The sequence below is a fragment of the Streptomyces sp. NPDC049541 genome (assembly GCF_044465725.1).
Taxonomy (GTDB): domain Bacteria; phylum Actinomycetota; class Actinomycetes; order Streptomycetales; family Streptomycetaceae; genus Streptomyces.
On the sequence record NZ_JBITLY010000003.1, the window covers coordinates 388,470 to 413,362 of the forward strand.

The following is a 24,893-nucleotide window of genomic DNA, read 5'->3' on the forward strand; positions in this document are numbered from 1 at the left end:
CCATGTGGTGCAAGCGGGGTCAGCCGCGGCTGCTCGCCCTGGCGAGGGCGGGGACGAACTTGAGGGCGTCCACGGTGCCGACGCCGGTCGCCATGTCGTAGCCGTTGACGGCCTTGTAGCCGGTCACGCCCTGGTAGCTGTTGTCGGTGCCGTCGTTGACGTCGACGATGCCGTTGGCCTTGGCGTTGTGGGCGTAGAGGCCGTACAGGGCCTGCTGGATGTTGCCCACCCGGTGGCCGGCCGCCTGGTCGGCGAGGGCGACGATGCCCGAGAAGAGCGGGGTGGCCTCGCTGGTGCCGCCGCTGACGTCCCAGCCCACGGCGGTCGGGTCGTAGCTGGAGTACACCCAGGCACCGCCGTTGACGGCCGCGGCCATCGAGATGTCCGGGGTGCCGCGGCGGGTGCCGACCTTGCTCTTCACGCCGTTCTGGAAGGACGGGCGGGTGAACACGTGGGACTGGCCGCCACCGCCGGAGCCGTAGTCGTTGTAGACGCTGTCCGGCTTGACGCGGGCGCCCGCGTCGTTCAGGTGCAGCTGGGTGCCGCCGATCGAGGTGACCAGCGGGTCGGAGGAGGGCCAGGAGTTGACGCGCTTCTTGTAGTACGTCTTCCCGTCCAGCTTCAGGTCGGTCGCGCCGCCGTCACCGGAGGCCGCCAGCACGGTCACCTTCTTGCGGTTGGCTTCCTGGAAGGCGTACCGCAGGTTCTTGATGCTGGAGAAGTTGCCGCTGTCGAAGCCGGGGAAGGTGTTCTCCGTGGCGCCGAAGCTCTGGCTGATGACATCGCCGACGCCGTGGTCGATCAGGTACTTCTCGGCGTCCATCATCTCCGGCAGACCGGTGGTGCCCTCGGTCTCGGAGACGGCCGTCTCCACCACGACGATCTTGGCGTCGGGCGCCACCGCGTGCGCCATCTCGACGTCGAGGGTGGTCTCGCCGGCCCAGCCGGTCATGTCGGAGTTATTGGGGTCGAAGGCGGGGACGTGCCCCCACTTGACCACCTTCACCTTGGTGCTGGGCAGCCCGAACTGGTGGCTGTAGACGTCGAGGTCGTGCTGGACGGTCGGGGAACCGTACGAGTCGACGATGACGATGGTGCGGCCCTTGCCGGTCACGCCCTTGCGGTACAGGGCGTTGAGGTCGTACGCCTTGCGGTACTGGAGCGGGGTGTAGCAGTTGATGTGCCACTTGGCCTGGCACTGCTCGCTGGTCAGCGGGCTGCTCACGCCGTGGACCAGGGTGTGCCCGGCGACGGCCGGTACCGCCAGGGTGTGCGGTACGGCGGCGGGCGCGGCGGTCCCCAGTGCGGTGACCGCGAGGGCGGCGACGGACGTGGCAGCCGCGACGCCCAGCCCGATACGGGCTATGTGCATGAATCCCCCTGGATTCGGAGTCTCACGAAGTGGATTCGCGAAGCGGGTTCGCGAACGGCTCGGTCTCGGTCTCACGGGGTGATTCCGAGATGGTCTTCGCGCATCCCATCGAACGAGTCATGCACAGTTCAAGGCCGTTGAATCGACGATGCCGAACCCTTTACCTCCCGATTGACCGTCAACTCTCCCGATTGACGGTCAGCTCTCCCGTTTGATCCACTCGTTGGTGCCCAGCGGGTAGTCGTAGCCCGGGCGGCCGACGTCGGCGCTGGTGCGGAACGGGGTGCCGGAGTTGTCGATGTGGACGGTGCCGCGGCGGCTGCCGCTGGACCAGTCCAGGGTGAGGTCCCACCGGACGTCGTGGGCCTTGGTGTGGGCGACGACGTAGAAGACCTCCGGGTCGGACTCGCTGACCTTGTACGGGAAGTCGCGCTGGCCGCCCTTGACGGTGACCGTGGGGCTGCCGTTGTCGAGGTCGACGTCGAACGACTTGGTGTCGACGCCACCGCCGCAGCCGACGCCCATCGAGTAGTCGTTCCAGGCGAGCGGCGCGCCCTTGCTGAGGATGCGGACGTGCAGCGCCTCCAGGACGACGGTCTGAGCGCCGGTGCCCTGCACCGTGAGGGCGACCTCCTGCTCGTCCGAGGACACCGCCCCGTACGCGGCGGCCCAGCGCGTGGCGGTCTCCTCGCTCGCCGGCGGGCCGACCTGCGCGGGTTCGCTGTCCACGAGGAAGTGCTGGCTGCAGGGGCTGTCGTAGACGTAGGGGCGGGTGCCGACGGTGAGCGGGACGGTGCCGGTGTCGCCGCCGCCGCTGGACCCGGCCGGCCCCTTGCCGGGCCCGGCCGTCCCGGACTCGGTGGCGGAGGCGGTGGCCGACGCGGACGGCTTGTGGCCCTTCGCGCTCGGGGACGAGGTGGCCGACGGCGTCCCGGTGTCCGCCGCGCCGCTGGTCGTGGCGCCCGCGCCGACCTCCTGCCGGTCCGCCGTGGTGTCCCCGCCGCCGAAGCCCGGATGCACGGTGAGCGCGACGACTCCCAGCACGGCGGCCGCGGCGGCGGACGCGATCAGGGCGGTACGGCGATGACGTGGACGGGCGGGTGGCGTGAGCGTGCGCGGGGTGTCGACGACCACCGGCTCATCGACGTCGTCGGTCCTGCCCTCGCTCTCGCCCGCCCGCTCGCGCTCGCGACCGTCGGGCTCGTGCGGTGCCGCCGGGCCGGGTTCCACCGCCCCGACGACTTCCGTCTGTTCCGCTCTGCGTCCCCGTGCCGCGTCCGCCAGGATCCAGCGCCGGTGCAGCTCCACCAGCTCCTGCGGCGTCGCCCGGCAGACCCTCGCCAGGCGCTCCACCGGCGCGTACTCGACCGGCACCGCGCTGCCGTTGCAGTAGCGGTGCAGCGTCGACGTACTCATGTGCAGCCGCTTGGCCAGCACCCCGTAACTCAGACCCGAGCGGTCCTTGAGCTCCCGCAACAGCCGCGCGAACGCCTCGGTCTCCGCGGCCTCGCTCGCCTCCGACACCGTTTCCCCACCCCTCCGTGTTCCCCCGTGTTCCCGTCGCGCGTTCCAGGAGCACTGCGTTCCCCCTGGCCAGAGCGCGTTTCGGCGTTCCGGTGTCCCCAACCGCCCGCCAGGCGTGGCAGTTGGGACGGATCGCCTCACAAGCTTCCGTCATCCAATCACCACCGCCACCGAACTCCGAAGGGGCTCAGTCACATGTTCAACTTCCGCACTTCCCACACCCGTTTCGTCGGCGCCGCCTCCGCCGTGGTCATCGCCGCGCTCTCCTTGACGGCGTGCGGTGACGGGACGGGCGCCAGGAGCGAGGGTGCCGCGACGAGCACCTCGACGGACTCTTCGTCGGACGTGGTCCTGGCCGGCTCCGTCGCCTCCATGCGCCCCACAGGTTCGGCGAGCGCGTCGAGGGCCTCGACGGTCTCCAAGAGCTCCTCCGGTGCCTCCGGTTCGGCCGCCGCCGGTTCCAAGCGGACCGTGCGCACCCACGCCCCGAGCAAGCCGGTCACCTGCGACGGGTCCAACACCCGTACGGTCGCGGCCCCGTTGACCCGGCCGGTGAACCACCTGCTGCTCACCGTGACCAACACCGGCGGCAGGACCTGCTACCTCTACGGCTACCCCGCGGTCCAGTTCACCGACGCCCAGGCGGTGCCCCCGGTCATCGAGGCGTCGAAGCCGCAGGCGGTCGTCACCCTCCAGCCCGGCGAGTCCGGTTACGCGTCGGTGAGCCTGTCCGCCGCCGACGGCAGCGGCACCGACGGCCGCACGGTGAAGTCCCTCGCCGTCCACTTCTTCGGCCGCTCCATGTCCGGGAGCGTCGGCGCCGCCGCCCACCCGTCGCTGCCCGCGAAGGGTGTCCACATCGACGACTCGCTGAAGGTCAGCTACTGGGAGCAGTCGATGGACGACGCCGTCGACTGGTGACGCCGTGACGGCAAAAGCACGCTGCGAGGCGTCAGCGCATGCCCGCCGCGTCGAGCAGGGTGGTCACCGTGGGCGTGACGAGCCCCGCCAGTGTGTCCGCCCCGATGCCCGCGCGGGCGCTGGCGCCGTCGAAGACCAGGCTGAGCTGCCGGGCCAGCAGGCCGGGATCGCTCGCCCCGCCCCGCTCGGCCTCGGTGCGGAAGAAGCCGGTCAGGTTCTCCTTGACCCGGTGGGCGACCCGGCTGGCGGGGTGGGCAGGCGCAGGGGATGGCCGGCGGTGAGTGCCGGTGGTGGGTGGTGGCGGCTGCCTGGTGTGTGATCCGCTGGTGTGGGCGAAGCGGCCGTGGGTGTTATTGAATGAGCTGTGCGGTCAGGAATCTCGGGGCCCTGTCGCCCGGGTTCTGATACGCCCCGGCGCTGTGCCGGGGGCCGGCGAGCGAGTTGAGAGAGTCGCATGGACTCCACCCCCTCCCCTTCGTCCGCGTCACCGTTCGACATGGTCAGCGGCGCCTTGGGGAGGTACATGCCGGGCGAGGGAGCGCCGACCGCCGGTTCCGCCGATCAGCAGGACGACAGCGCCGCCCGCCCACGGCCGGCTGCCGATGCGGCCCCCGGCCGCCCGGAGCAGATCCTCGGCGTGGTCAGCCTGGACCGGGAGCTGAGAATCACCCGCTGCAATCTGGGCGCCCCCGTCTTCGCGGGGGTCGCGGCCGTGGCCGGGAAACCCTTCGTCGACCTGCTGCCCCCCTGGGACGTACCGACGGTCACCCGGCGGCTGCGGCAGGTCCTGGAGACCGGTGAGCCGCACGTCGCCCGGGTCCAGCGGCTACGGCGCGGCGACGGGTCGGAGCTGGTGGTCTCGATGAGCATCCTGGCTGCCGCGGCGCCCCAGGAGGGCCTCACCGTCTCCCTGATCGCCATGGCCAGGCGGCTGCACCTGTACGCCGCCGAGACCGCGATCGGCACCTCGCTGGACATCGGCGAGACCGCGCAGTCGCTGGCGGAGTCCCTGCTGGCCTGGGGAGACGTGACCGCCATCGACCTCGACTTCGCCGTATGGACGGGCGAGGTGGTCACGGGGCGGCCGCAGGAGCGCATCCGGCTGCGGCGGGCGGCCCTGGTGCCGGACCGGGCCTGGCCCGACGGCTATCTGACCCCGGGCGACGACCTTCCCGGCGATGCGGGCCGCCTGCTGTCCCAGGCGGTCCGGCGTGACGACGCCGCCCAGGCCCTCGTCATACCCGACCGGGAAGCGATCGAGCGGGTGCTCGGCAGCCCACGGCTGGTCCGTGCCCTGGTGCCCGGTGACGAGGCGGCGGCCGTGGCGTGCATACCGCTGGTCCTGGACGGCGAGCCGCCCGTCGTCCTGGGGGTGGCGGAGGTCTGGCGGCGGGCGGACCGGCCCTTCGAGGACAGCGAGCTGTTCGACCTCCAGGAACTGGTGGCCAGGACCTCCCACCACGTCGACCTGGCCCGTCAGCACCAGCGCGAGCACACCCAGGTGCTGGCACTGCAGCGCCGGCTGCTGCCCCGCTCCGGCGGCGACACCATCGAGACGGCCAGCGTCTACCAGCCCGCCACCCCCGACAGCGCGGGCGTCGGCGGAGACTGGGTGAACAGCTTTCCGCTGCCGGACGGCCGTACCGCGCTGGTGGTCGGTGACGTCGTCGGGCACGGCCTGGGAGCCGCGGCGACCATGGGACAGCTGAGCATGGAGGCCCGCGCGCTGCTGTCCGCGGGGCTGGCGCCCGACGAGGTGCTGGAGCACCTGGACGACACCGTGTCACTGCTGGACGACGCGGAGTCCGGGCTCGCGGCCGGCTACAGCGCCCTTGGCTCCACCTGCTGCATCGCGGTGTACGACCCGGTCAGCCACCACGTGGCCCTGGCCAGCGCCGGCCATCTCCCGCCGATCCTGATGCCCCCGGGTGGACCGGCGGGCCCGGTCGCCGTGCGAACCCACCCCGGGCTGGGCGCCGAGTTCGCGCTGCGGGAGCCGTACGAGGTGCACACCTTCGCCGCACCCCCGGGCTCACTGCTCGCCCTGTACACCGACGGCCTGGTGGAGGACCCCGCCCTGTCGATCGACGAGGGCATCACCAGGCTGGCGGACGCCGTGTCCACGGTGCACCCCTGGGTCGCCCTGCAGCAGGCCACCCGGCGTGTGGTCTCGGCGCTGGCGCCCGCGCACCGGCGCGACGACGTGACCCTGCTGCTCGCGCGCATGATCGGCTACCGCAAGGGGGACACCGCGACCTGGCGGCTGCCCGCCCGGGTCGACGCCGCCGCCCGGGCCCGCACGCTGGTCTCCGCGCTGCTGGGACAGTGGCGCATCAGGGACGAGACCCAGGACCGGGTGCTGCTGGTCGTCGACGAGCTGGTCGCCAACGCGGTCCGCTTCGCCGGCGGACCCCTCACGGTACGGCTGATCAGGACCGGCCGCGGGCTGCTGTGCGAGGTGGGCGACACCGGCAACGGCCGGCCGCGCCTCAGCCGGGGCGGGCTCCTCGACGACGGCGGTCGCGGCCTGCACGTCGTGCACGGCCTCACCACCCGGTGGGGCGTGCGCTGGACGGACAACGGCAAGGTGGTCTGGGCGTCGGTCGAGAAGTGACGGAGCCGTCCCGGCTTACAGCCACTCGCCTTCCAGGGCGGTGGCCGTCAGACCCGGGGCCGCCGCATACAGGACGGCACGGCTGCCCGGTTCCTGCCCGGCGTCGTAGGCCCTGCGCATGATGTCGAACACGGCGGCGCCTCCGCGGTTGCCGCTGGTGTAGCTGTCCCGGCTGTACTCCAGCAGCCCCGACGGCCACCCCTCGGGCATCGTCTGCTCCATGTACTCCAGCACGCGCGTCCCGCCGGGGTGCGCGAGCAGCACGTCGGGGTGCCAGGAGTCGGGGTCGTCCTGGTAGCGCAGGCGCAGCCACTCCCACATCGCGGTGACCGTCTCCTGCACGGCGCGCGGTCCGCGCCGGTCCATCACGAAGTGGGTGCCGTCCTCACGGGTCTCCAGGCGGTGCAGGTCCTGGGTGCCGGGCAGGGTGTGGTTCCAGGAGGCGTCCAGCCGCAGCGCCGACTCGGCCCTGGGGCGGCCCGTGACCACCGCGGCGACCGCGGTGTCCGCGAACAGCAGCCGGACGATCAGGGACTCCAGGGTGTCGTCGCCGGGCTGGTACGTCGTGCTCAGCGCCTCCGCGATCACGACCAGGACCACCCGGTCGGGGTCCGCGGCCACGAGATCCGCCGCCAGCGCCAGGGAACGGGTCCCGGCGATGCAGGCCCACTGCGTGGCGGGCAGCAGCAGCACGTCGTCCCGGAGCGGGAGCTTGTTGGCCAGGGAGACGTCCAGCCCCGGCAGCGCCGGAGTGGTGGAGTGACTGGTGATCAGGCAGTCGACGTCTGTGGTGTCCAGGCCCGCGATCTGCAGGGCCCCGCGTGCCGCCCGCTCCCCGCAGGACTGCACGGCCGCCCAGGCCGGCGCGGTGCGCTCCTGGACGGTCTGCGGCGCGGGTATCGCCTCCAGGGCGGCGATCACACGGTCCACGTCCTGCTCGGTGAACCCGTCACCGGCCAGCGCCTGACGGGCCGGTCCGATGCCGGCAGCTGGCAGGCCGCCCCCGCTGCCGGGCGCGACGGCGGCCTCCAACGGCAGCATCCATCCGCGGGATTCGATGCCCGTACTGGCCGCGATGCCGTCGATGCGCGGCGCCCACGCCGCGTCCGGGTGGCGACCGCGCACCTCCGCCACGATCTGGCTGGTCTGCACGGTGTGTTCGCCGTGTATCACGGCAGGCGGGCACAGGTAAGCGGCCATGGTGGCACCTTTCTCCGGGGGAGGGGGCGAGGCGGAACGCCACGGGCGCCGTGTCATGGGCTATTTGGGGAAGTTATGTCCAAATAAATGGCGCTACGCTCCACTTCGGGCTCCTTGAGCCGCTTCGAGCATGGACGCCAAGTGGGCATTTACGCTGTGATCTGGACAACTCGGATGGCTATTGGTGTGCGTGAGACGGCGCACATATGGGGTGAGTTGACCCCTTGATGTACATCCGCCGCGTCAACAGCTCACCCTGTCCCCGGCCAGCTGCTCTTCGATCAGATCGGCGGCCCGGCGGGTGCCGCCCTCGGCGCGGACCTCGGACCACAGCCACGCCGAGCGCGCGGCGACCTGTGGATCGCCGATGAGTTCCATCAGGGCGGTACGCAGCGTCGCCGCCGTGACGTCCGCGGCGTCGACCCGGCGGGCGACGCCCAGTTCGACGAGCCGGTCGGCGTACAGGGACTGGCCGGGGCCGTTCGGTACCGCGATCATCGGCACACCGCTGCACAGTCCCTGACTGCTGCTGTCCATCCCGGTGTGCGTCACCCACACGTCCGCCTGCTCGAGCACGGTCAAGGGCGAGGCCCACGGCCGCACTTCGAAGTTACGGGGAATCCGCTCGCCCAGATCGTCGGCACTGCCCGTCTGCAGCACCACATGCCATCCCGGGAGATCCGTGAACGCGGCCGCACACTGGTGGTAGATCTCCCGTGCCGCGTGGTACGGCGAGCCGGCCAGCGACACCAGCAGCACCTTCTTCGCCTCGGCCGGCCGGGTCCAGCCGTCCTGCTCCCGCTCGGCGCCGAAGCACGGGCCGACGAACGTCACCGCCTCGGCGTCGACACGTTCCGCAAGGGGCTGCATGGCGCGCGGAATCATGGCCAGCACCCGCTTCGGGTGGCCGGTGAACTCCTCCACGTTCGTGGTCACCGCACCGCACCGGGCCAGCCAGTCCGCGAACCGCGCCCGGTAGGCGGGGCCTCCGGGCAGCTGCTCGTACGCCGCGACGATCTCCTCCTGGGCGCCCTCCCAGGCCACATGCCCCGCGGCCAGCTGGACGTGGCCGCGGCACTGCGCCTCGGCCAGCGCACGGCCCGCGTACGCGCCGACGTCGTAGAGATAGAGGTCGGCCGGCTCGTCGTCGTACACGCCGTGCAGCTGAGGCAGCACGCTCATCGCCTCGTCGAGGAAGCGGGAGGCGGAGGCGATGGGATCCTGCGGCCAGTCGTGAACGGCGGCCGCAAGAGTGGACGTGACGCCGATCGGCTCGGCGCCGGTGGCGGCGACCAGCCCGGCGAGGGGACCGGCGTTGGCATACGTCACGCGATGACCGCGCGCCACAAGCTCACGGATGATCTCCAGACTGGGCAGTACATGCCCGACCAGAGGCGTACCGACCATGGCGATATGAGCAGAACGGGGCATGTCCGGACTTCCTTGGATAGAGGGCTACGACACAGCAACGCCCGGAAGCCCGCTTGAGCAACGCGGTCCGCACCCCCAACCGCCCACATGCGCACCCCGCGACCGGCCGCGGGCCCGCGCACAGGGTGTGGACGTGCCTGCCTACTGGCGGCTACGGCGTTTCGAGGGGCGGCGCCGGTAAAGGCCGTTCAGGCTGAGGACGACCATCACGCCTGCCGTCAGCGGCCACCACCACGAGCGCCCGTGCTGGGCCATCTGTATGCCCATCCACAACAGGACGGCCGAGAGCAGCAGAGCGAGCAGCCCCATCGCGATGTCGAGCGGACCGCCGTCCCTGAACGGATTCTGCATCTTCGTGTTCCTCTGCTCTGCGGGCCCGTGATCGCGGTGGCGGCGAGTGTAGCCACCGCCCCGGGCACCCGTTCCGGCGGTCGCCGCATCCCATTCCCGCGTTCCAGGGTGGCCTTGTTCTCCCAGGTCAGGGTGCATTTCGGTGTTCCAGCGTCCCCAACACCCCGCTGGGCGTGGCGGTTGGGACGGATCGCCTCGCAAGCTTCGGTCATCCGATCAGCAGCACCACCCGAACTCCGAAGGGGCACAGCAACATGTCCGGTCTCCGTACCTCCCGCACCCGTCTCGCAGCCGCCGCCGCAACCGCCGTTCTCGCCGCGCTCTCCCTGACCGCCTGCAACGACGGAACGGGCGCCCACGACGAGGGCGCGGCGTCGACGGCCTCCACCAACCCTTCGTCCGGCGCCACTTCGTCGAGCACGCCCTCCAACTCCACCGGTACGACCGGCTCCACGGGTACGTCGGGCTCCACGGGGGCGACCGGTTCCTCCGGCGGTACATCCACCACCGGGTCCACCACCGGTTCGAAGTCCGCCGGCGGCACCTCCGCGTCGAAGGCGTCCAGCGCGCCGGTCACCTGCCAGGGCTCCAACACCAAGACGGTCGCGGCCCCGCTGAACCGCCCCGTGAACCACATGCTGCTCACGGTGACCAACACCGGCAGCAGGACCTGCTTCCTCTACGGCTACCCGGCCGTCCGGTTCACCGGCGCCCAGGCCGTGCCGCCGGTCATCACGGAGTCGCAGCCGCAGGCCGTCGTCACGCTCGAGCCGGGCCAGTCCGGGTACGCGGCCATCAGCCTGTCCGCCACCGACGGCAGCAGCGAGGGCGGTCACACCGCGAAGTCCCTGACGGTCTACTTCTCCCCTCGCTCCATGAGCGGGAGCGTGGGCGCCCCCGCCCACCCGCCGCTGCCCGCGAAGGGTGTCTACGTCGACGACTCGATCAAGGTCACCTACTGGCAGCAGGACATGAACGACGCCACCGACTGGTGACACCCGAGCGCCCGTTCCGCGAACCGCATCCCACCGACCCGGAAGGCAGGCACCCCACCATGCGCAGGATCACCCGCTTCGTCACCGCCTACTTCGGCGCGGCCTTCCAGGTCGTCGTCATGGGCAGCACGGGCCGCCTGGCCAAGGAGGCGGGGGTCCTCCGCCGCGGTCATGCGGTCTGAGCGGCGCGTGTCACTGCGCCGTTGGGCGCCGGCGCGGTACGGCGCCGACGAGCAGGCACCGGCGAGGGCGACCACACCGGCCGTGACCATGCCCGCGTGCAGGTTCAGCACGGACAGCGGCACCAGCGGCTCCGGGTGGCGCCGCTCCACCAGCAGGAACGCGGCCTGCAGCACCGGGCCGCCCACGAGGGCACGGGCCGCTGAAGCACTGGCGTGGCGCTCTTTCTCCACAGGGTGTGGACAGCAGCGTGCTGGCGCGTGGCGGTCAGGGGATGCCTCAGGCCGCGTGCCCGGCCCCGGCGACCGGGGTGACCGTGCCGTCGGCCAGGTGGAGAACGAGGTCGGCCTGGGCGGTCAGGCGCAGGTCATGGGTGATGAGAAGGGTGGTACGGCCCGCCGTCAGGCGTCGCAGCGGCGCCATGATGCGGGCCGCCGAGGCGTCGTCGAGGCCGGCCGTGGGCTCGTCCAGGATCAGCACGGGGGCGGTGCGCAGCATGGCCCGGGCCAGGGCGATCCTGCGGCGCTGGCCCCCGGAGAGATGGCTGCCGCGTTTGCCGACGGAAGTGTCGTAGCCGGCGGGCAGGGCGTCGATGAAGCCGTGCGCGTCGGCGGCCGTGGCGGCGGCGAGCACCTCCTCCTCGGTGGCGTCGGGGCGGCCGTAGACGATGTTCTCCTTGACGGTGCCGTCGAAGAGCATGCTGTCCTGGAGCAGCAGGGTGATGTGCCGGCGCACCTCGTCGACGGGGAACTGGGCGATGTCCCGGCCGTCCAGCAGGATGCGCCCCTGCGAGGGTTCGTACCCGCGCAGGAGCAGCTTGCCGAGGGTGGACTTGCCGGCGCCGCTCGGGCCCGTGACCGCGACCAGCGTGCCGGGGGCGATGTCCAGGCGGACGCGGTGCAGTACGGGGTGGCCGGCGCCGGGGTAGGCGAAGCCGACGTCGTCGAAGGTGAGGGCGCCGCGCACCGGTTCGGCGAGCGGCGCGATGCCAGGGCGTGGGGTGCTCTCGGCGACGGGGCCGGTGCGCAGCACCTCGACGAGACGCTCGCACGCGGCCGTCGCGGAGGAGGCACTGACCGCGAGTTCGCCGAGTTCCTGCAGCTTGGGCTGGAGGTAACCGAGGTAGGCGGCGAAGGAGAGCAGTCCGCCGACGCTGAGGTGGTGCTCGGAGATCTGCCAGGCCCCGGCGCCGATCACGGCCAGCACGCTCAGGGTCTCGATGAACTCACCCGCCGGCCCGTACACCGAGGACAGCCGGATCTGCCGCAGCCCGGCCCGCATCCACACCCGTCCCTCCCGGTGCAGCTTGCCCCGCTCGGCCTGCTGACGGCCGTACGCCTGCACGAGCGGCATGTTGGCCAGGCTCTCCTCCAGCAGGGAGGCCAGGCGTCCGTTGCTGTCGCGTTCGTCGCGGGTGGCGGAGCGCATCAGGGTGCCGAACACCCGGGCACCGGACCAGATGACAGGCGTCAAGGCGAAGGTGACCAGGGCCAGTTGCCAGCTGGTCCAGAAGGCGGCGACGCCGAAGACCACGGCTCCCACCGCGGTGGTGACGAGGTCGACGGGGGCGGAGGCCACCAGTGACTCGACGGCCTCGACGTCGCCGGTGAGCCGGGTGACCAGATCGCCGGTGCCGAAGCGGTCGAGGGCGTCGGGCGGCACCTGCTGCAGGTGCTGGAAGAGACGGTCGCGCAGGCCGAGCAGGAAGTGTTCGCTGGACCAGCCGGTGAGATAACCGCCCGCGGCCGAGGCCACCGCACCGGCCGCGGCGAGCCCCAGCCAGAGGGTGGCGGGCTGCCAGAAAGCGGCCAGGTCGCCCGGGGCGAGCACCTTGTCGGTGAGTACGCCGACGATGCCGATCGCGGCCGCGTCGCACGCGGCCGACACCACCAGAAGCACCACGGAGACCACTACGACCACGCGGTTGACGCTCACCAGCGGCCAGAAGATCCGGAACGCGGCCGGCGGGGAGAGACGGGCATGACGGGTGGGTGCGGATGCTCCGGGTGCGGCCATGGGCATGGCGATCGGGGCAGCTCGGCTCATGTGCGCAACACTCCCAGCACGTTGCTCGAACCGACGCCGCGCCGGGACCCGTAGCGCACCCGCTGGTGCGCACGGACCCCGGCACGGCGTTCTTGTCCGGTTGTGGTTTCGACGCCCTGCTACTTGGCGGCGTGCTTCTTGTGCTTGTGGTGATGCTTCTTCTTGTGGTGGTGCTTGGCCTTGCCGGCGCAGGCTTCCTTCTTCTTGGCCTTCTTGCCCAGCGTGATCTTCGCGAAGGACATGGTGGCCCTCCTTTCCGATGCCTTGGCTGTCTCGTCAACTGGCGCTGCTCGCCGCTGACTTGGACGGTGTGGCACCGGTGAATACGGGGGCGACGCGAAATCCCGCTCAAATTGAGAGGTGAAGAATGGATATCTTTCTCTTACTGAATCCATGTGCTGCGGGCGGCTGAGCCGTGTGACACGCAGCCGCTCATGGCCTCTGACGCCCGTTCAGGCGGAGCCGGAGTCGGCACGGCCCGCCGATTCGGCGGCGGCACGGCGGTACTCGGCGTTGATGCGCTGCGCTTCCTCGAGCTGGTCCTCGAGGATGACGATGCGGCACGCGGCCTCGATCGGAGTTCCCTTGTCGACGAGCTCCCGGGCGCGCGCGGCGATCCGCAGTTGGTAGCGGGAGTACCGGCGATGTCCTCCCTCCGAGCGGAGCGGAGTGATCAGACGAGCCTCACCGATGGCTCGTAGGAAGGCCGGGGTGGCGCCGAGCATCTCGGCTGCCCGGCCCATCGTGTACGCGGGGTAGTCGTCGTCGTCCAGACGATCATTCAAGGGGTTGTCCGATGTCATGTCACCTCGCTGTGCAACGCGTCGAGGGGCCCTGGTGCCGTACGGCACCAGGGCCCCGAAGGAAATTGAACACCATCTGTCGGCCCTACTGCTGTGCCGACTTTCTGTTTCCGCTACCGGCCCGGCAGAGGGGGGTGCGGGGGGATCGCAGCTGCTTGACCGGGGACCACCATCCATTCCGGGGTCTTGCGGTACCCGGGCCGAGTGCTTCTCGGGCCGGGCGATCCTGATGGCGTCTGCTCCTCCGTTCCTCTCTGAACCAACTGATGGAACCGGTACTGCTGTTGGCAGCTCCTTGATGTGCGAGCCGCCCAGTGCGGCTCTCAGTCCCGTCACCGTTCTGGGAACTCTCTGGCTTCGAGGCTCGAGAGCCGCACTGACCTGCGTACTTCGTCTTCAGTCACCCGCCAGTTCGTGTCTGGCGGATCTCGTTGACCGTGTCTACGAGAAGAAGCGTACCCACGTCAGGAACGAAAATCTACTCCAGCGAGAGAAGATTTCACTCTTCTGGTGGAGGAGGAACCCTGCGATGGCCGGCCCTGACCGGTCGGACTCACCGGTGGGCGGAAGCCGCCTGCCGGTCGCGCGCGCAACCACTTCGGCCCCGCGGGGGGTTTCGGGTACCGGTGGGCGCATAAGCTTTGCTGTCATGTCGAACCCTGATGAGCTGCTCGTCGCCATCTCCGCCGCGGTGGAGTCCGAGCGAAGCAATCAGATGTCGCTGACCGTGGTCGTCGGCGGCGCCGTCATCACCGGCCGGCTGGCTCCCGAGGCCGTGTGGAGGGAGCGGGTGGCGGAGGTCCTGAAGGACTCGGACCGTCTCGGCCCGTTCTCGGACGTCTTCGCCCGCCCGCCGGGAGGCGACCGGTCCGGTCGTGGCGAGGCGCCCACGCATCTGCACTTCCATCTCGCCCGGATCCTGCAGGGCAGCCTCGGGATCCCGGAGACGGGTGGCATGTACCGAGTCGCGATCAAGGACGTCAGTGCCTGGACCGTAGGAGATCTCGTCCACTTCGACCGGTGAGACGCCGTCTCCGGCCGGTGCAGCCTTTCGGTTTCCGTGACCGGTGGGCGGAACCTTCCTCGATGCGAGCAGGCACTGCGGAATTTCCGCAGCAGGATGAGCGGCGCGGGGAATCGTGAGAACAGGACGAAAAATACCCGGGGCGAATCACCCGGGTAGGAAGCGAGCTGGGGCCCGCACCCGAAGGTGCGGACCCCAGCTGAGAAGTGTGCGCCGGTGCGCGTGCGTCAGGCGGGAACGATGTTCTCGGCCGTCGGGCCCTTCTGGCCCTGCGCGATGTCGAACGACACCTTCTGGCCTTCCAGCAGCTCGCGGAAGCCCTGGGTGGCGATGTTCGAGTAGTGGGCGAAGACGTCGGCGCCGCCGCCGTCCTGCTCGATGAAGCCGAAGCCCTTTTCCGCGTTGAACCACTTCACGGTGCCAGTAGCCATGTTGTTTCTCCTTCGGAGGCGGTGTACGGGAATACGCTCGGTGCGTATTCCGTGTCGCCGTGATGATCAGCCGTCGGAAAAACCTTCTGGCAATCCCACCTGCAACTGACTTCGACAGTAGCACGGTGCGATCGGCCTTGCGTGGTTGACAATTCCGCTTCGCCGGGCGGTCGAGGAATACTCGCCGCACCCCGCACCTATTTCTCATTTCACGGGAACAGATATTGCTCTCCGTGGGCGCGGCTTTCGCGCCGTACCGGGCCTCAGTCGGCCAGCCGGTTGACGGCGGCGGCGGCGATGCCCGCCAGGTAGCCGGGGTCGTCGCTGGGCTGACCGGTGAGTTCGACGATGCCGAACCTGTGGCCGCTGCGGATCACGGCAACGCCGCCGGTGGCCTTGCCGTCGCCGTTGAAGGCCGGATACCACCTGCCCTCACCGGCCTTGACGGTGAACGCGTGCCCCTTGCCGTAGGACCAGTGACCACGAGGCTCGTCCTGGCAGCCGCGCACCAGCTTGTCGAGCTGCTTCTCGTACGAGGCCGCCGAGGTGGCGGTGGAACCGTCCGCGGCGGATTCGGTCAGCGAGGTGCCCCTGGTGTCGAAGGTCCAGGTCACGTCGGCATAGGCGGTGGCCTTCCCCTTGGTCAGCTCTCGCATCGTCTCCTCGCCTGAGCATGCCGACAGAGCCTGCTTCCCGGTCAGGTCCACCGTCGCGCGGACCGGGACCAGGCCCTGCTGGAAGAAGTCGTCACTCTGCATCAGGGCGGCGGAGCCGAGGCCGGGTCCGGCAGCGGCGGTCGCCGTACGGCTCGCAGCACTCGTGTCCGCTCCGACGGCGGGAAGCGCGCCGATGCCGACCGCTATCAGGGCGGCACCGACCGAGGCGGCTACTCCCGTGGTGCGACCGCGACGCGTGAACTTCCTGCGGGCTGCCTGGTTGTCGAACATCTCATCTCCTGTCTGGTGACGACGCGGCTGGCGTCGTCGTACGTCTGGGAGATGCCGGAGGTGCCGGAGATGTTGGACGGCGATCTGCCCCGATCGATGTGATCCACGTCACGTCTATCGAGGGGCAGGGCGGTCTCAGAGCCGTGTCACGGCCGCACGGACGATCCGCGTCATCGCAGCCGAGCCCAGGCAGGCATCGACCTCCAGGACCCCGTAGTGAGAGCCGTTGCGGAGTACGGCGACGCCTCCACAGGGCTCCTTGCCTCGTGGAGCGGTCCCCGTGGTGTTCAGCTCGCCGCTGTAGACACCCATCCAACTCGCGGTGATGTCCGCGGCGACGTCAACCCTGTGCGCCGGCCCGTAGACCCAGTGCGTGGCCGGTTCGCTCTGGCACGGCACCTCCTCCAACAGCAGGCGTTCGGCGTAGTTCTGGGCCAGTGCCCGGCTTCCGGCGTCGTCGGCGACTTCGCGCGCGACCTGATCGCCGATGTTCGCCGCCTGGGTGGGGTCGCCGCCGCCCGCGGTCTTCTTGCTCGTCACCAGCCCGCGGAAGTGTGCGCCGTACGCTCCCAGGGTCTCGCCGAGGGTCTTCTCGCCGGTGCAGGTGGCGTTGGCGTAGTTGCCGTCTCCGACGCGGTCCCGCACGTAGATCTGCCGGGAGACACCGACTTCCCTGAACTCGGCCGCGGTCAGCAAGTGCTGCTTCGTCATGGGCCCGCTCGCGGGCCGCGGAGCCGGAGAGCCGCTGCCCGGCGAGGACGCCGCGGCGCCCGGCCTCGTCTTCGACGTGCCCTCGGCAGAGGGCGCGGGCAGGGCGAACCGGCCGGTCAACAGGCCGAGTCCGACGGCAGCCGCCAGGATGACGACGACCGTCCGAGGCCGCAGGGGAGCAGGTGAGGGCGGGAAGCCGGGGCGTCTCAGAAGCCACCGCCGAGGCGGTCCCGCATGAAGCGGCGAGCCTGATGGATACGGTCCTTGACCGTGCCCAGAGGGGCACCGGTGATCTCGGCGATCTGAAGATAGGTCAGGTCGCCGAGATCGCGGAGCACGAAGGACTCCACCAGGGCCGGGTGCCGCTCCTCCAGTGCGGCCAGCGACTCCATCAGGTCCAGGCGGGTCCCCGCGATGACGCTCGTCGTCCGAGGGTCGACGCCGTCGGGAACGACCGCGTGACTGTCCTCCGCGCGCCGGCGCATCGAGCGATACGTGGCCCTGGCGGCGTTCGAGGCGATCACGGTCACCCAGCCGAGGAACGAGCCCCGCCCGCTGTACTCGTGCAGATGCGTGCTGATGGAGAACAGGGCGTCCTGCGCGGCCTCTTCGGCGTCGGCGTGGTGCGGAAGGAACCGGGAGCAGCGGCGCAGGACGGTGGGCCGAAGCCTGACGAGGAGGCGGTCCAGGGACGCCCGGTCACCTGCCTGGGCAGACGCCACGAGATGCGTCAGCTCATCCTCCGCGAGCACGCTGCTGTCCCCCCGCTATCGTCCGACCCAGGCCCCCACCGGGTCGCAGGGAAGTTCCCGACCACGGCCGACCACGGTCGGCTGTCTCCGCCTCGCCCCATCGCCCCGGAAAAATGTTGCCACATGCAGAAGCTAGGTCGTTATCTCCTCGAGGACAGGCTGGGAGCCGGTTCGTTCGCCACCGTCTGGAAGGCATACGACCCCGAGCTCGACACCGACGTCGCGGTCAAGGTGCTGGCCGACAACTGGGCGTCGAACGCCGATGTACGACAGCGCTTCCTGGCGGAGGCGAGGCTGCTCCGCAGGATCTCCAGCCCCCGTGTCGTGCGCGTTCACGACGTCGGCGTCCAGGACGACCGGCCGTACTTCGTCATGGACCACGTCCGGGGCGGCACGCTGGCCGAGCAGACCGGGAACTGCGGGCCGGCGGAGGCGCTGCGGCTCGCGGCCGAGGCCGGGTACGCGGTCCAGGTGCTCCATGACGCGGGCGTCATCCACCGCGACATCAAGCCCTCGAACCTGCTGCTCGACACCGCCCGTACGCCTGCCGCCGTACTCGTCGCGGACCTCGGCAGCGCGAAGCAGCTGGCCGACGCGTCGGGGCTGACAGTGACCACCGGCACTCCCGCGTACATGGCGCCCGAACAGGCCTTCCAGACCGGCGGGTTCGACGGTCGAGCCGATGTGTACGCCCTCGGTGTCGTCGCGTTCGAGCTGCTGACCGGACGCAAGCCGTTCGGGTCGGGCGGCCGCACGGTCCCGGTGACGCGCCAGGCGTCGGCGTCGTCGTTGCCGACGCTTCCCATGGAGCTGGGGGTTCCCGACGGCATCGAAACCCTCCTCCAGGCCGCGCTGTCCATAGACCCCGACGAACGCCCGCAGACCGCACAGGCGTTCGCGGATGCGCTGCTGTCACGGGAGGAAGAGGAGTGGCCGCCGGTCGGGCCTTCGGGCCCGACCCGCCTGATGGTCTGGCTTGCGGCGGTCATCGTGTTCCTGACGACGACGGTGCTGACCTGGTTGCTCCGCTGAACCCACGGGCACGGCGTGGGGGCTCACCGGGTGCCGGCGGCAGGGTGGGCGTCCTCGTCCGGGAAGAGAGTTGCGGCCACGTGCCGGGTGTCGGCGTATTCGATGACCGAGGCGATCCTGCCCTCGCGGACCGTGTAGATGCCGAGGCAACGGTTGTCGTAGGCGTCGCCGCGTACGGTCGTGGCCCTGGCGGTCCATTCGGCCACCACGCGGTCGCCCTCGGCGATGGTGCTGACCAGCTCGATTTCCAGGGTGCCGGGGACGAAGGCAGGTCCCATGCCGCCGAGGAACTCGTTGATGATCGCGTCGCGTCCGTGCCACACCTTGGAGACGGGCAGGTCGCCCGGATAGTGCCAGGTCGCGTCCGCATGGAAGCTGTCGTGGATGACATCGCCGTCGCCGTCGCGGACGGCCTCGACATAGCGGATGACGACGGCCCTGGGGTCGGTGGTGTTCATGATTCTGCTCCTTCGGCCGGTCTTGGCGCCGGTCGTTTCAGGGAGATTTAGTACAAAGAGTGAAATTCAGGACAGGGTGGCGAGGTTCAAGGCAGCGTGAGGACGGCCTTGCCGCGGATCCGGCGGTCGCGCAGGTCGGCGAGGACGGTCGCGGTGTCGGCCCAGTCGGTGACCCGGCCGATCTCCGGGTGCAGTCGGCCTTCGGCGGTCAGCCGGACGAGGGTCGCCAGATCTTCGTCGAGACGGCTGTCCGCGTCGAGGTAGTGGAAATGACGGAGGGAAGCCGATTCGGGCCCGCTGAAGAAGTCGAAGAAGTCGAGCGTCGCCGGCCTGCGGCCGGCCTGCCCGAACCAGATCGCCGTGCCGCGCCTGGCGAGCCGCGCGAGCGCGAGGGAGAGGGCCGGCCCGCCGGTCGACTCCAGCACGATGTCGTAAGGGCCCTGAGCATCGGTGACGTGGTGCACGACATCGGTGGCGCCGAGTTCCGCGAGCCGCGCGCCGCGCTCGGCGTTCCTGGTCACGGCCGTGACCTGGGCCCCGGCGGCGGTCGCGAGCTCGGTGACGAAGTGGCCCACACCCCCGGAAGCGCCGGTCAGCAGGATCCGCCGGCCCAGCACGGGTCCGGCGGCGCGCAGCAGCCGCAGCGCGGTGAGCCCGGCGAGCGGCAGCGCCGCGCCCTGGACCGCGGAGACGCTGTCCGGCAGCTCGGCGAGCGCGTCGGTCGGCACGGCCACGTACTCCGCCCAGCCGCCTTCCATGGGGTGACCGACGACCCGGGTGACCCCGGACGGTCCGCTGCCGTCGGCGGCCGACTGCACCACCAGCCCCGCGATGTCCTTGCCCGGCCGGTCGCCGGAGGCGGGCTTCTCCAGCTTGAACGTCTCGCCCCGGTTGACGGAGAAGGCCTCGACCTTCACCAGCACTTCGTCGGGGCGAGGGGTCGGCTCCGCGACATCGGCGAGCACGACCGGCTCGGCGGGATCTCCGGTCGGTACGAAGGCTTTCATCGTGATCATCCCCTGGGTGGCGGTGTCTTCGGGGACCATCCGACCGGGCGGAGCGGTGACTCGGCCAACAACGAATCCGCCTGGTCGACAACGCCCGGTTGTCGCATAAGGTCAACGGCATGGACCTCGATCTCGCGCTGGTCCGCGCTTTTGCCGCGACAGCCCGGACCCTGCACTTCGGGCGGGCCGCCGAAGAACTGGGAACCAGCCAACAGGCGCTGTCCAAGCGCATAGCGCGGCTGGAGAAGCTGCTGTCCGTGCAACTGTTCCAGCGCCAGGGCGGGGTCCGGCTGAGCGAGGCGGGGGAGCGGTTTCTGCCGGCCGCACTCGAGGTGCTCGCTGCGGGCGATCGCGCCGTCGCGACGGTGACAGGTGCCGGACCGGTCGTACGGATCGACACCTGGGGGCATCTGTACGCGCCGATGCGCACGGTCGCCGACGCGATACAGGCACTCGGCCCGGTGCGGTGGGAGCCGAGTCCTGGTCGGGACTGGCCGTCGGTGGCGGAGGCGTTGCTGCGCGGCGACACCGATCTCGGATTCGGCCGGGTGCACCCGCTCCCTGACGGCCGGGACGCGAGCCTCACCCAGCGGCTGGTACGGCTGGAGCCCGTCGACGCGGTCGTCGGCCCGTCCCACCCACTGGCCGCCGCCGAGGTACTGCGCCCCGCGGACCTGTGCGACAGCGTGCTCTGGTCCCCGGCGGAACTGACCCGCCTCGACTTCCTGCGCCGCTTCGCCGACGAGTTCCTGATACGGCGCCGGCACGACGGCCCCAATCTGGGCCTGGACCATCTTGTGCGGCACATCCGTGCCGAGCCCGACGCCTTCACCCTCTTCCCCGCCGACGCGCCGTTGCCGGACCACGCGGGCCTGCGCTGTATCCCCCTCGTCGACCCGACACCGCTGTACGCGTGGTCGCTGGCCTGGCGCGAATCCTCCCGCCACCTCGGACTCGACACCCTGCTACGAGGCTTCACCGAGGCCGGCCGTACTCGGCGCTGGCTGGACTACACACCGCAGCGTGACTGGCTCCCCGACGTCGACCACCCGAAACTCACGGCTCCCGCGCCACCGCTCGCCGCCGCGGACGTACCGAGGCCCACTGCAACGGCGGCAGCAACCAGCGGTGGCGCCTCGGCTGACGCCACCGCCCAGGAGTGAGAGGGCTTCTCGGAACCGCACTCGCGCGGTGTCGGCGCCGCGCTTACTCAGTCGCCCTCGCCGATGGCGGGCCCCCGGGGACGGCCGACCGCACCTGGCGGCGGCCACCGATTCCGCGCGCGGACGGTTCGGCGGTGGCCGGCTGACGCCATGGCCAGGTACGCGATCATGGGAGCGATCGACGTGGGGAAGGAAGCATGACCGAGAGCCGTGCCAGGACGACCAAGAGGGCGGCCGGAGCCGGCTGCCGCGAGGCACCCTGAGCCAGGAGCTGATCGTCCAGGCGGCGTTCCGGGTCGCGGACTCCTCCGGTATGGAGAAGCTGACGTTCCAGGCCCTCGGCCGTGAGCTGTCCGCCCATCCGACGGCGATCTACCGGCACTTCCGCAACTAGGACGAACTGCTCCTTGCCCTCATCGACGCCCTGCACGAGGAGGCCCTGGCCAGCACCCCGCCGCCCACGGACGACTGGGCCCACGCCCTCATGCAGATCGCGATCCACACCCACGAGGCGTTCCTCCGCCATCCCCGGGTCGGGGCCCTGGCCGCCGCGCGCACCGCCCAGCGGGAGAACGAGTTCCGGTCCGTGGAGCGCAAACTGGACTGCATGCGCAGGGCCGGCCTCGACGACGCCGAAGCCGCCCGTTACTACCGGGTCTTCGCCGACCTGGTGCTGGCCTACAGCGCCATGGACGCGAGCCTGGCCGCGCTGCCCCCTCCCATGCTGATGAGCGTGTCCGAGGAAGCCGCCAGATCCCGGTGGGGCACGTCCCTGCCGTACCCCCGTCTTCGCCGTCCTCACCCACCTCGCTGCATGGCGGCGGCGGCCGGGGACGGCGAGGTTGCGGTGTTCGTCCGCGGCCCCAAGCATGGGGTCAGGGAACAGCGACAGCGCCCCTCAGAAGGCACCTCCCAGGAGGACATGAGAGCCATGACGTTTCCTGCGCCCCGGTCCGCGTTCCGTCGCGGGACAAGGCGCACTCGGAAGGCATGCGTGCGACCGGCATGACCGACGACGACCGGCCGCTGCGCTGTCTGGTCACCGGCGCCACCGGCTACCTGGGGGGAAGGCTGGTGCCGGAGTTGCTGGCCGCCGGGCATTTTGTGCGCTGCCTGGCCCGGTCGCCCGGCAAGCTGCGGGATCATCCGTGGGCCGGGCGGGCAGAGGCCGTGCGCGGGGACGTGACGGACGAGGGCGCCGTGCGCGCGGCCATGGAGGGCATGGACGTCGCGTACTACCTGGTGCACGCGCTGGGCACCGGTCGGGACTTCGAGGAGACCGACCGGCGCGCCGCCCGGATCTTCGGTGAGCAGGCGCGTTCCGCCGGAATCCGCCGGATCGTCTACCTCGGCGGACTCAGCCCTTCCGGAGTACCCGAACACGCACTGTCACCCCATCTGCGGTCCCGCACCGAAGTGGGCCGCATCCTCCTGGCCTCGGGCGTGCCGACCGCCGTACTACGGGCGGCCGTGATCATCGGCTCGGGTTCGGCCTCGTTCGAGATGCTGCGGTACCTGACCGAGCGGCTGCCCGTGATGGTGACCCCGAGCTGGGTGCGCACCCGCATCCAGCCCATCGCCGTCCGCGACGTACTGCGCCTCCTCGTGGGGTGTGCGACGCTGCCGTACGACGTGAACCGCGCCTTCGACATCGGCGGACCGGACATCGTCACGTACGAGGAGATGATGCGGCGGTACGCCGTCGTCGCCGGGTTGCCGAAACGGGTCATCGTCCCGGTTCCGCCGCTCACCCCCCGGCTGTCCAGCCTCTGGGTCGGTCTGGTCACCCCGGTGCCGGGCGCTCTCGCGCGCCCGCTGGTCGAGTCGCTCAGGCACGAGGTGGTCTGCGCCGAGCGGGACATCGTCCGTTACGTGCCGGACCCACCCGAGGGGCCGGTCGGTCTGGACCGGGCGATCCGGCTGGCTCTGCGGCGTGTGCAGGACGCGGACGTCGCCACCAGGTGGTCCTCGGCCTCGTCTCCGCGCGCCCCCAGCGACCCGCTGCCCACCGACCCCGACTGGGCGGGCGGGAGCCTCTACACGGATCACCGCGAGCGTACGGTCGCGGCGTCGCCGCAGGCCCTGTGGCGGGTGGTGGAGGCGATCGGCGGCGAGAACGGCTGGTACTCCTCGCCGCTGGCCTGGTCCCTGCGGGGCTGGGTGGACACCCTGGTGGGCGGTGTCGGCCTGCGTCGGGGCCGCCGGGACGCGACCAGGCTGCGGGTCGGCGACAGCCTGGACTTCTGGCGAGTGGAGGAGATCGAGCCGGGCCGGCTGCTCCGGTTGCGCGCGGAGATGCGGCTGCCGGGCCTGGCCTGGCTGGAGATGGCCGTCGACCGGGATCCACAGGGGCGCACGGTGTACCGGCAGCGGGCCCTGTTCCATCCGCACGGCCTGGCCGGGCACGCCTACTGGTGGGGCGTGGCCCCCTTCCACGCCGCGGTCTTCGGCGGCATGGTCCGCAACATTGCCGCCGCGGCCGAATCGACCGCCCCCGAACCGGCCCGTACTCACTGAGGGGGCTCGAGGAACCATGCGCGTCTCGGTCGCCCTGTTCACCGCCGACCTGCGGGTGCACGACAACCCGGTCCTCCAGGCCGCTGTGAAGGACGCGGAACATGTGGTCCCGCTCTTCGTCGTCGACAGCGGCATCCGCCGCACCGGCTTCACCGGACCCAACCGTGCGGCGTTCCTCGCCGACAGCCTGGCCGATCTCGACATGGCCCTGCGGGCCCGGGGCGGCCGGCTGGTGGTGCGCGTCGGCGACGTGATCGAGGAGACCTTCCGGGTGGCGGCTGAGACCGGGGCAGCCGTGGTGCACATCGCGGGCGGGGTGAGCCGCTACGCGGCACGGCGCGAGGACCGGCTGCGCACGGAGCTGGCCGGCGGCCGACGCGAACCACGCGTCCACGACGCCTCGTTGACGGTCGTACCGCCGGGAGCGCTGACGCCGGCGGGCAAGGACCACTTCGCCGTCTTCACCCCCTACTTCCGCCGATGGGAGAACCTCTTCGTGCGCGGCGTCCTGCCGGCACCGGACGCCGTACGGCTACCGGACGTGGGCTCGGCCGGCCTTCCTCGCGCGAAGTCCCTCGCGTCGGGTTCCACCTCGCCGGGCCTGCCCGTCGGCGGGGAATCCGAGGCCCGCCGCAGGCTGCGGTCATGGCTGGCAGGCCCGCTTTCCGCATACGGCGAGCGGCATGACGACCTGGCCGCCGACGCGACTTCCCGGCTCTCTCCCTCTCTGCACGTCGGCTGCCTCTCACCCACCGAACTGTTGCACCGGGCCCGCGCCCGGGACGATCCCGGTGCGCGTGCCTTCGTCCGCCAGCTCGCCTGGCGGGACTTCCACCACCAGGTCCTGGCGGCCCGCCCCGACGCTGCCGACCACGACTACCGGCCCCGGCGTGATCGTTGGCGCCGCGCCACGAAGGAGTTCGAAGCCTGGCAGGACGGCCGCACGGGCTACCCCCTCGTCGACGCCGCCCTGCGACAGCTTCGCCACGAGGGCTGGATGCCGGGCCGTGCCCGCCTGCTCGCGGCAAGCTTTCTCACCAAGACGCTGTACCTGGACTGGCGGACGGGAGCGCGCCACTTCCTGGACCTCCTTGTCGACGGCGATGTGGCGAACAACCAGCTCAACTGGCAATGGGTCGCCGGGACCGGCACGGACACCCGCCCGAACCGGCTCCTCAGCCCGCTCGTCCAGGCACGCCGGTACGACCCCCGCGGGGAGTACGTGCGCCGCTGGCTCCCCGGGCTCAGCCACCTCGACGCCACTGCGGTCCACCGCGTCGTTCACCTCGACCCAGCCACCCGGGCGGGCCTGGACTACCCGGCCCCGATCGTGGACCTCGCCGCAGCCGCCACCCGATTCAGGGAGCGGCGGAGAGCCGACTGACCGGAAAACACGCTATGGGCACGCCGGCGG

24 protein-coding genes and 1 pseudogene are annotated in these 24,893 nt (G+C 70.9%); 10 read left to right on the top strand and 15 right to left on the bottom strand.

Features of this window, described 5'->3' with window-relative positions:
• Positions 1-19 precede the first annotated feature (19 nt).
• Both ACIBW9_RS14110 and ACIBW9_RS14115 read right to left on the bottom strand, forming a co-directional pair.
• Complete coding sequence (locus ACIBW9_RS14110) at positions 20-1,372, bottom strand: S8 family serine peptidase (protein WP_398954633.1); 1,353 nt, start codon at positions 1,370-1,372, stop codon at positions 20-22.
• Between the two features lie 198 nt (positions 1,373-1,570).
• A complete protein-coding gene (locus ACIBW9_RS14115) occupies positions 1,571-2,896 on the bottom strand; it encodes a helix-turn-helix domain-containing protein (RefSeq protein ID WP_398954635.1) in 1,326 nt (441 codons plus the stop codon).
• Positions 2,897-3,091: 195 nt separating this feature from the next.
• Between ACIBW9_RS14115 and ACIBW9_RS14120 the strand changes: the two genes are divergently transcribed.
• Positions 3,092-3,817 (top strand): DUF4232 domain-containing protein, encoded by a 726-nt coding sequence (locus tag ACIBW9_RS14120; RefSeq protein WP_398954637.1) that lies wholly within the window; start codon positions 3,092-3,094, stop codon positions 3,815-3,817.
• A 31-nt stretch (positions 3,818-3,848) separates the two neighbouring features.
• Here ACIBW9_RS14120 and ACIBW9_RS14125 read toward each other — a convergent pair.
• Positions 3,849-4,070, bottom strand: a pseudogene (locus ACIBW9_RS14125) (TetR/AcrR family transcriptional regulator); the annotation flags it as partial.
• A 201-nt stretch (positions 4,071-4,271) separates the two neighbouring features.
• On the opposite strand from ACIBW9_RS14125, the gene ACIBW9_RS14130 reads away from it, so the two are divergent.
• Positions 4,272-6,431: a SpoIIE family protein phosphatase gene (locus tag ACIBW9_RS14130; RefSeq protein ID WP_398954639.1), complete on the top strand. Its 2,160-nt coding sequence runs from the start codon at positions 4,272-4,274 to the stop codon at positions 6,429-6,431.
• Between the two features lie 15 nt (positions 6,432-6,446).
• On the opposite strand, the gene ACIBW9_RS14135 is transcribed toward ACIBW9_RS14130, so the two are convergent.
• The 3 genes from ACIBW9_RS14135 to ACIBW9_RS14145 all read right to left on the bottom strand — a co-directional run bounded on the left by ACIBW9_RS14135 (position 6,447) and on the right by ACIBW9_RS14145 (position 9,413).
• Positions 6,447-7,631 (bottom strand): type III polyketide synthase, encoded by a 1,185-nt coding sequence (locus ACIBW9_RS14135; RefSeq protein ID WP_398954641.1) that lies wholly within the window; start codon positions 7,629-7,631, stop codon positions 6,447-6,449.
• 243 nt (positions 7,632-7,874) lie between these two features.
• Positions 7,875-9,062, bottom strand: coding sequence for a macrolide family glycosyltransferase (locus ACIBW9_RS14140; protein WP_398954643.1), 1,188 nt, complete (start codon positions 9,060-9,062; stop codon positions 7,875-7,877).
• 141 nt (positions 9,063-9,203) lie between these two features.
• The gene (locus tag ACIBW9_RS14145) at positions 9,204-9,413 is read right to left on the bottom strand and encodes a hypothetical protein (protein ID WP_398954645.1); all 210 of its coding nucleotides are present in this window, start codon (positions 9,411-9,413) and stop codon (positions 9,204-9,206) included.
• A 254-nt stretch (positions 9,414-9,667) separates the two neighbouring features.
• Here ACIBW9_RS14145 and ACIBW9_RS14150 point away from each other — a divergent pair, with 254 nt between their 5' ends.
• Entirely contained in the window at positions 9,668-10,408 is a 741-nt protein-coding gene (locus ACIBW9_RS14150; RefSeq protein WP_398954647.1) for a DUF4232 domain-containing protein, read from the top strand.
• A 59-nt stretch (positions 10,409-10,467) separates the two neighbouring features.
• A complete protein-coding gene (locus ACIBW9_RS14155) occupies positions 10,468-10,590 on the top strand; it encodes a hypothetical protein (protein WP_398954649.1) in 123 nt (40 codons plus the stop codon).
• A 277-nt stretch (positions 10,591-10,867) separates the two neighbouring features.
• Here the strand turns inward: ACIBW9_RS14155 and ACIBW9_RS14160 are convergent, their stop codons facing one another.
• The 3 genes from ACIBW9_RS14160 to ACIBW9_RS14170 all read right to left on the bottom strand — a co-directional run bounded on the left by ACIBW9_RS14160 (position 10,868) and on the right by ACIBW9_RS14170 (position 13,437).
• A complete protein-coding gene (locus tag ACIBW9_RS14160) occupies positions 10,868-12,634 on the bottom strand; it encodes an ABC transporter ATP-binding protein (protein ID WP_398954651.1) in 1,767 nt (588 codons plus the stop codon).
• Positions 12,635-12,753: 119 nt separating this feature from the next.
• Positions 12,754-12,876 carry a hypothetical protein gene (locus ACIBW9_RS14165; RefSeq protein ID WP_398954653.1) on the bottom strand — a complete coding sequence of 41 codons (123 nt, stop codon included), beginning with the start codon at positions 12,874-12,876 and terminating at the stop codon, positions 12,754-12,756.
• A gap of 210 nt (positions 12,877-13,086) precedes the next feature.
• A complete protein-coding gene (locus ACIBW9_RS14170; protein ID WP_398954655.1) occupies positions 13,087-13,437 on the bottom strand; it encodes a MerR family transcriptional regulator in 351 nt (116 codons plus the stop codon).
• Between the two features lie 649 nt (positions 13,438-14,086).
• On the opposite strand from ACIBW9_RS14170, the gene ACIBW9_RS14175 reads away from it, so the two are divergent.
• Entirely contained in the window at positions 14,087-14,461 is a 375-nt protein-coding gene (locus ACIBW9_RS14175; protein ID WP_398954657.1) for a hypothetical protein, read from the top strand.
• Positions 14,462-14,688: 227 nt separating this feature from the next.
• Here ACIBW9_RS14175 and ACIBW9_RS14180 read toward each other — a convergent pair whose 3' ends face one another.
• The 4 genes from ACIBW9_RS14180 to ACIBW9_RS14195 form a co-directional block, all read right to left on the bottom strand.
• Positions 14,689-14,892 carry a cold-shock protein gene (locus ACIBW9_RS14180; RefSeq protein ID WP_028799214.1) on the bottom strand — a complete coding sequence of 68 codons (204 nt, stop codon included), beginning with the start codon at positions 14,890-14,892 and terminating at the stop codon, positions 14,689-14,691.
• A gap of 263 nt (positions 14,893-15,155) precedes the next feature.
• Positions 15,156-15,839, bottom strand: coding sequence for a hypothetical protein (locus ACIBW9_RS14185; protein WP_398954659.1), 684 nt, complete (start codon positions 15,837-15,839; stop codon positions 15,156-15,158).
• A 135-nt stretch (positions 15,840-15,974) separates the two neighbouring features.
• Positions 15,975-16,550: a hypothetical protein gene (locus ACIBW9_RS14190; protein ID WP_398954661.1), complete on the bottom strand. Its 576-nt coding sequence runs from the start codon at positions 16,548-16,550 to the stop codon at positions 15,975-15,977.
• Positions 16,551-16,756: 206 nt separating this feature from the next.
• Positions 16,757-17,302, bottom strand: a complete 546-nt coding sequence (locus ACIBW9_RS14195) for an RNA polymerase sigma factor (RefSeq protein ID WP_398954663.1) — start codon at positions 17,300-17,302, stop codon at positions 16,757-16,759.
• Positions 17,303-17,425: 123 nt separating this feature from the next.
• On the opposite strand from ACIBW9_RS14195, the gene ACIBW9_RS14200 reads away from it, so the two are divergent.
• Positions 17,426-18,334: a serine/threonine-protein kinase gene (locus ACIBW9_RS14200; protein ID WP_398954665.1), complete on the top strand. Its 909-nt coding sequence runs from the start codon at positions 17,426-17,428 to the stop codon at positions 18,332-18,334.
• A gap of 23 nt (positions 18,335-18,357) precedes the next feature.
• Here ACIBW9_RS14200 and ACIBW9_RS14205 read toward each other — a convergent pair whose 3' ends face one another.
• Positions 18,358-18,792, bottom strand: a complete 435-nt coding sequence (locus tag ACIBW9_RS14205) for a nuclear transport factor 2 family protein (protein WP_398954667.1) — start codon at positions 18,790-18,792, stop codon at positions 18,358-18,360.
• 86 nt (positions 18,793-18,878) lie between these two features.
• A complete protein-coding gene (locus ACIBW9_RS14210; RefSeq protein ID WP_398954669.1) occupies positions 18,879-19,799 on the bottom strand; it encodes a zinc-binding dehydrogenase in 921 nt (306 codons plus the stop codon).
• Positions 19,800-19,918: 119 nt separating this feature from the next.
• Between ACIBW9_RS14210 and ACIBW9_RS14215 the strand changes: the two genes are divergently transcribed.
• The 4 genes from ACIBW9_RS14215 (at position 19,919) to ACIBW9_RS14230 (ending at position 24,863) form a co-directional block, all read left to right on the top strand.
• Positions 19,919-20,962 carry a LysR family transcriptional regulator gene (locus ACIBW9_RS14215; protein WP_398954671.1) on the top strand — a complete coding sequence of 348 codons (1,044 nt, stop codon included), beginning with the start codon at positions 19,919-19,921 and terminating at the stop codon, positions 20,960-20,962.
• A gap of 484 nt (positions 20,963-21,446) precedes the next feature.
• Positions 21,447-21,971: a TetR/AcrR family transcriptional regulator C-terminal domain-containing protein gene (locus ACIBW9_RS14220; protein ID WP_398954673.1), complete on the top strand. Its 525-nt coding sequence runs from the start codon at positions 21,447-21,449 to the stop codon at positions 21,969-21,971.
• Positions 21,953-23,479: an SDR family oxidoreductase gene (locus ACIBW9_RS14225; RefSeq protein ID WP_398954676.1), complete on the top strand. Its 1,527-nt coding sequence runs from the start codon at positions 21,953-21,955 to the stop codon at positions 23,477-23,479. Before ACIBW9_RS14220 ends, ACIBW9_RS14225 begins: the two co-directional genes overlap by 19 nt.
• 16 nt (positions 23,480-23,495) lie before the next feature.
• Positions 23,496-24,863: a cryptochrome/photolyase family protein gene (locus ACIBW9_RS14230; RefSeq protein ID WP_398954677.1), complete on the top strand. Its 1,368-nt coding sequence runs from the start codon at positions 23,496-23,498 to the stop codon at positions 24,861-24,863.
• Positions 24,864-24,893: the final 30 nt, after the last annotated feature.

Excerpts from the sequence above, each read along its gene's own strand:
- ACIBW9_RS14165 (WP_398954653.1), bottom strand. The coding sequence starts at position 12,876 with ATGTCCTTCGCGAAGATCACGCTGGGCAAGAAGGCCAAGAAGAAGGAA.
- ACIBW9_RS14120 (WP_398954637.1), top strand. The coding sequence starts at position 3,092 with ATGTTCAACTTCCGCACTTCCCACACCCGTTTCGTCGGCGCCGCCTCC.
- ACIBW9_RS14185 (WP_398954659.1), bottom strand. The coding sequence starts at position 15,839 with ATGTTCGACAACCAGGCAGCCCGCAGGAAGTTCACGCGTCGCGGTCGC.
- ACIBW9_RS14180 (WP_028799214.1), bottom strand. The coding sequence starts at position 14,892 with ATGGCTACTGGCACCGTGAAGTGGTTCAACGCGGAAAAGGGCTTCGGC.
- ACIBW9_RS14175 (WP_398954657.1), top strand. The coding sequence starts at position 14,087 with ATGTCGAACCCTGATGAGCTGCTCGTCGCCATCTCCGCCGCGGTGGAG.
- ACIBW9_RS14110 (WP_398954633.1), bottom strand. The coding sequence starts at position 1,372 with ATGCACATAGCCCGTATCGGGCTGGGCGTCGCGGCTGCCACGTCCGTC.
- ACIBW9_RS14150 (WP_398954647.1), top strand. The coding sequence starts at position 9,668 with ATGTCCGGTCTCCGTACCTCCCGCACCCGTCTCGCAGCCGCCGCCGCA.
- ACIBW9_RS14205 (WP_398954667.1), bottom strand. The coding sequence starts at position 18,792 with ATGAACACCACCGACCCCAGGGCCGTCGTCATCCGCTATGTCGAGGCC.
- ACIBW9_RS14145 (WP_398954645.1), bottom strand. The coding sequence starts at position 9,413 with ATGCAGAATCCGTTCAGGGACGGCGGTCCGCTCGACATCGCGATGGGG.
- ACIBW9_RS14225 (WP_398954676.1), top strand. The coding sequence starts at position 21,953 with ATGCGTGCGACCGGCATGACCGACGACGACCGGCCGCTGCGCTGTCTG.
- ACIBW9_RS14170 (WP_398954655.1), bottom strand. The coding sequence starts at position 13,437 with ATGACATCGGACAACCCCTTGAATGATCGTCTGGACGACGACGACTAC.
- ACIBW9_RS14215 (WP_398954671.1), top strand. The coding sequence starts at position 19,919 with ATGGACCTCGATCTCGCGCTGGTCCGCGCTTTTGCCGCGACAGCCCGG.
- ACIBW9_RS14135 (WP_398954641.1), bottom strand. The coding sequence starts at position 7,631 with ATGGCCGCTTACCTGTGCCCGCCTGCCGTGATACACGGCGAACACACC.
- ACIBW9_RS14190 (WP_398954661.1), bottom strand. The coding sequence starts at position 16,550 with ATGACGAAGCAGCACTTGCTGACCGCGGCCGAGTTCAGGGAAGTCGGT.
- ACIBW9_RS14130 (WP_398954639.1), top strand. The coding sequence starts at position 4,272 with ATGGACTCCACCCCCTCCCCTTCGTCCGCGTCACCGTTCGACATGGTC.
- ACIBW9_RS14220 (WP_398954673.1), top strand. The coding sequence starts at position 21,447 with ATGCAGATCGCGATCCACACCCACGAGGCGTTCCTCCGCCATCCCCGG.
- ACIBW9_RS14210 (WP_398954669.1), bottom strand. The coding sequence starts at position 19,799 with ATGAAAGCCTTCGTACCGACCGGAGATCCCGCCGAGCCGGTCGTGCTC.
- ACIBW9_RS14200 (WP_398954665.1), top strand. The coding sequence starts at position 17,426 with ATGCAGAAGCTAGGTCGTTATCTCCTCGAGGACAGGCTGGGAGCCGGT.
- ACIBW9_RS14140 (WP_398954643.1), bottom strand. The coding sequence starts at position 9,062 with ATGCCCCGTTCTGCTCATATCGCCATGGTCGGTACGCCTCTGGTCGGG.
- ACIBW9_RS14230 (WP_398954677.1), top strand. The coding sequence starts at position 23,496 with ATGCGCGTCTCGGTCGCCCTGTTCACCGCCGACCTGCGGGTGCACGAC.
- ACIBW9_RS14160 (WP_398954651.1), bottom strand. The coding sequence starts at position 12,634 with ATGAGCCGAGCTGCCCCGATCGCCATGCCCATGGCCGCACCCGGAGCA.
- ACIBW9_RS14155 (WP_398954649.1), top strand. The coding sequence starts at position 10,468 with ATGCGCAGGATCACCCGCTTCGTCACCGCCTACTTCGGCGCGGCCTTC.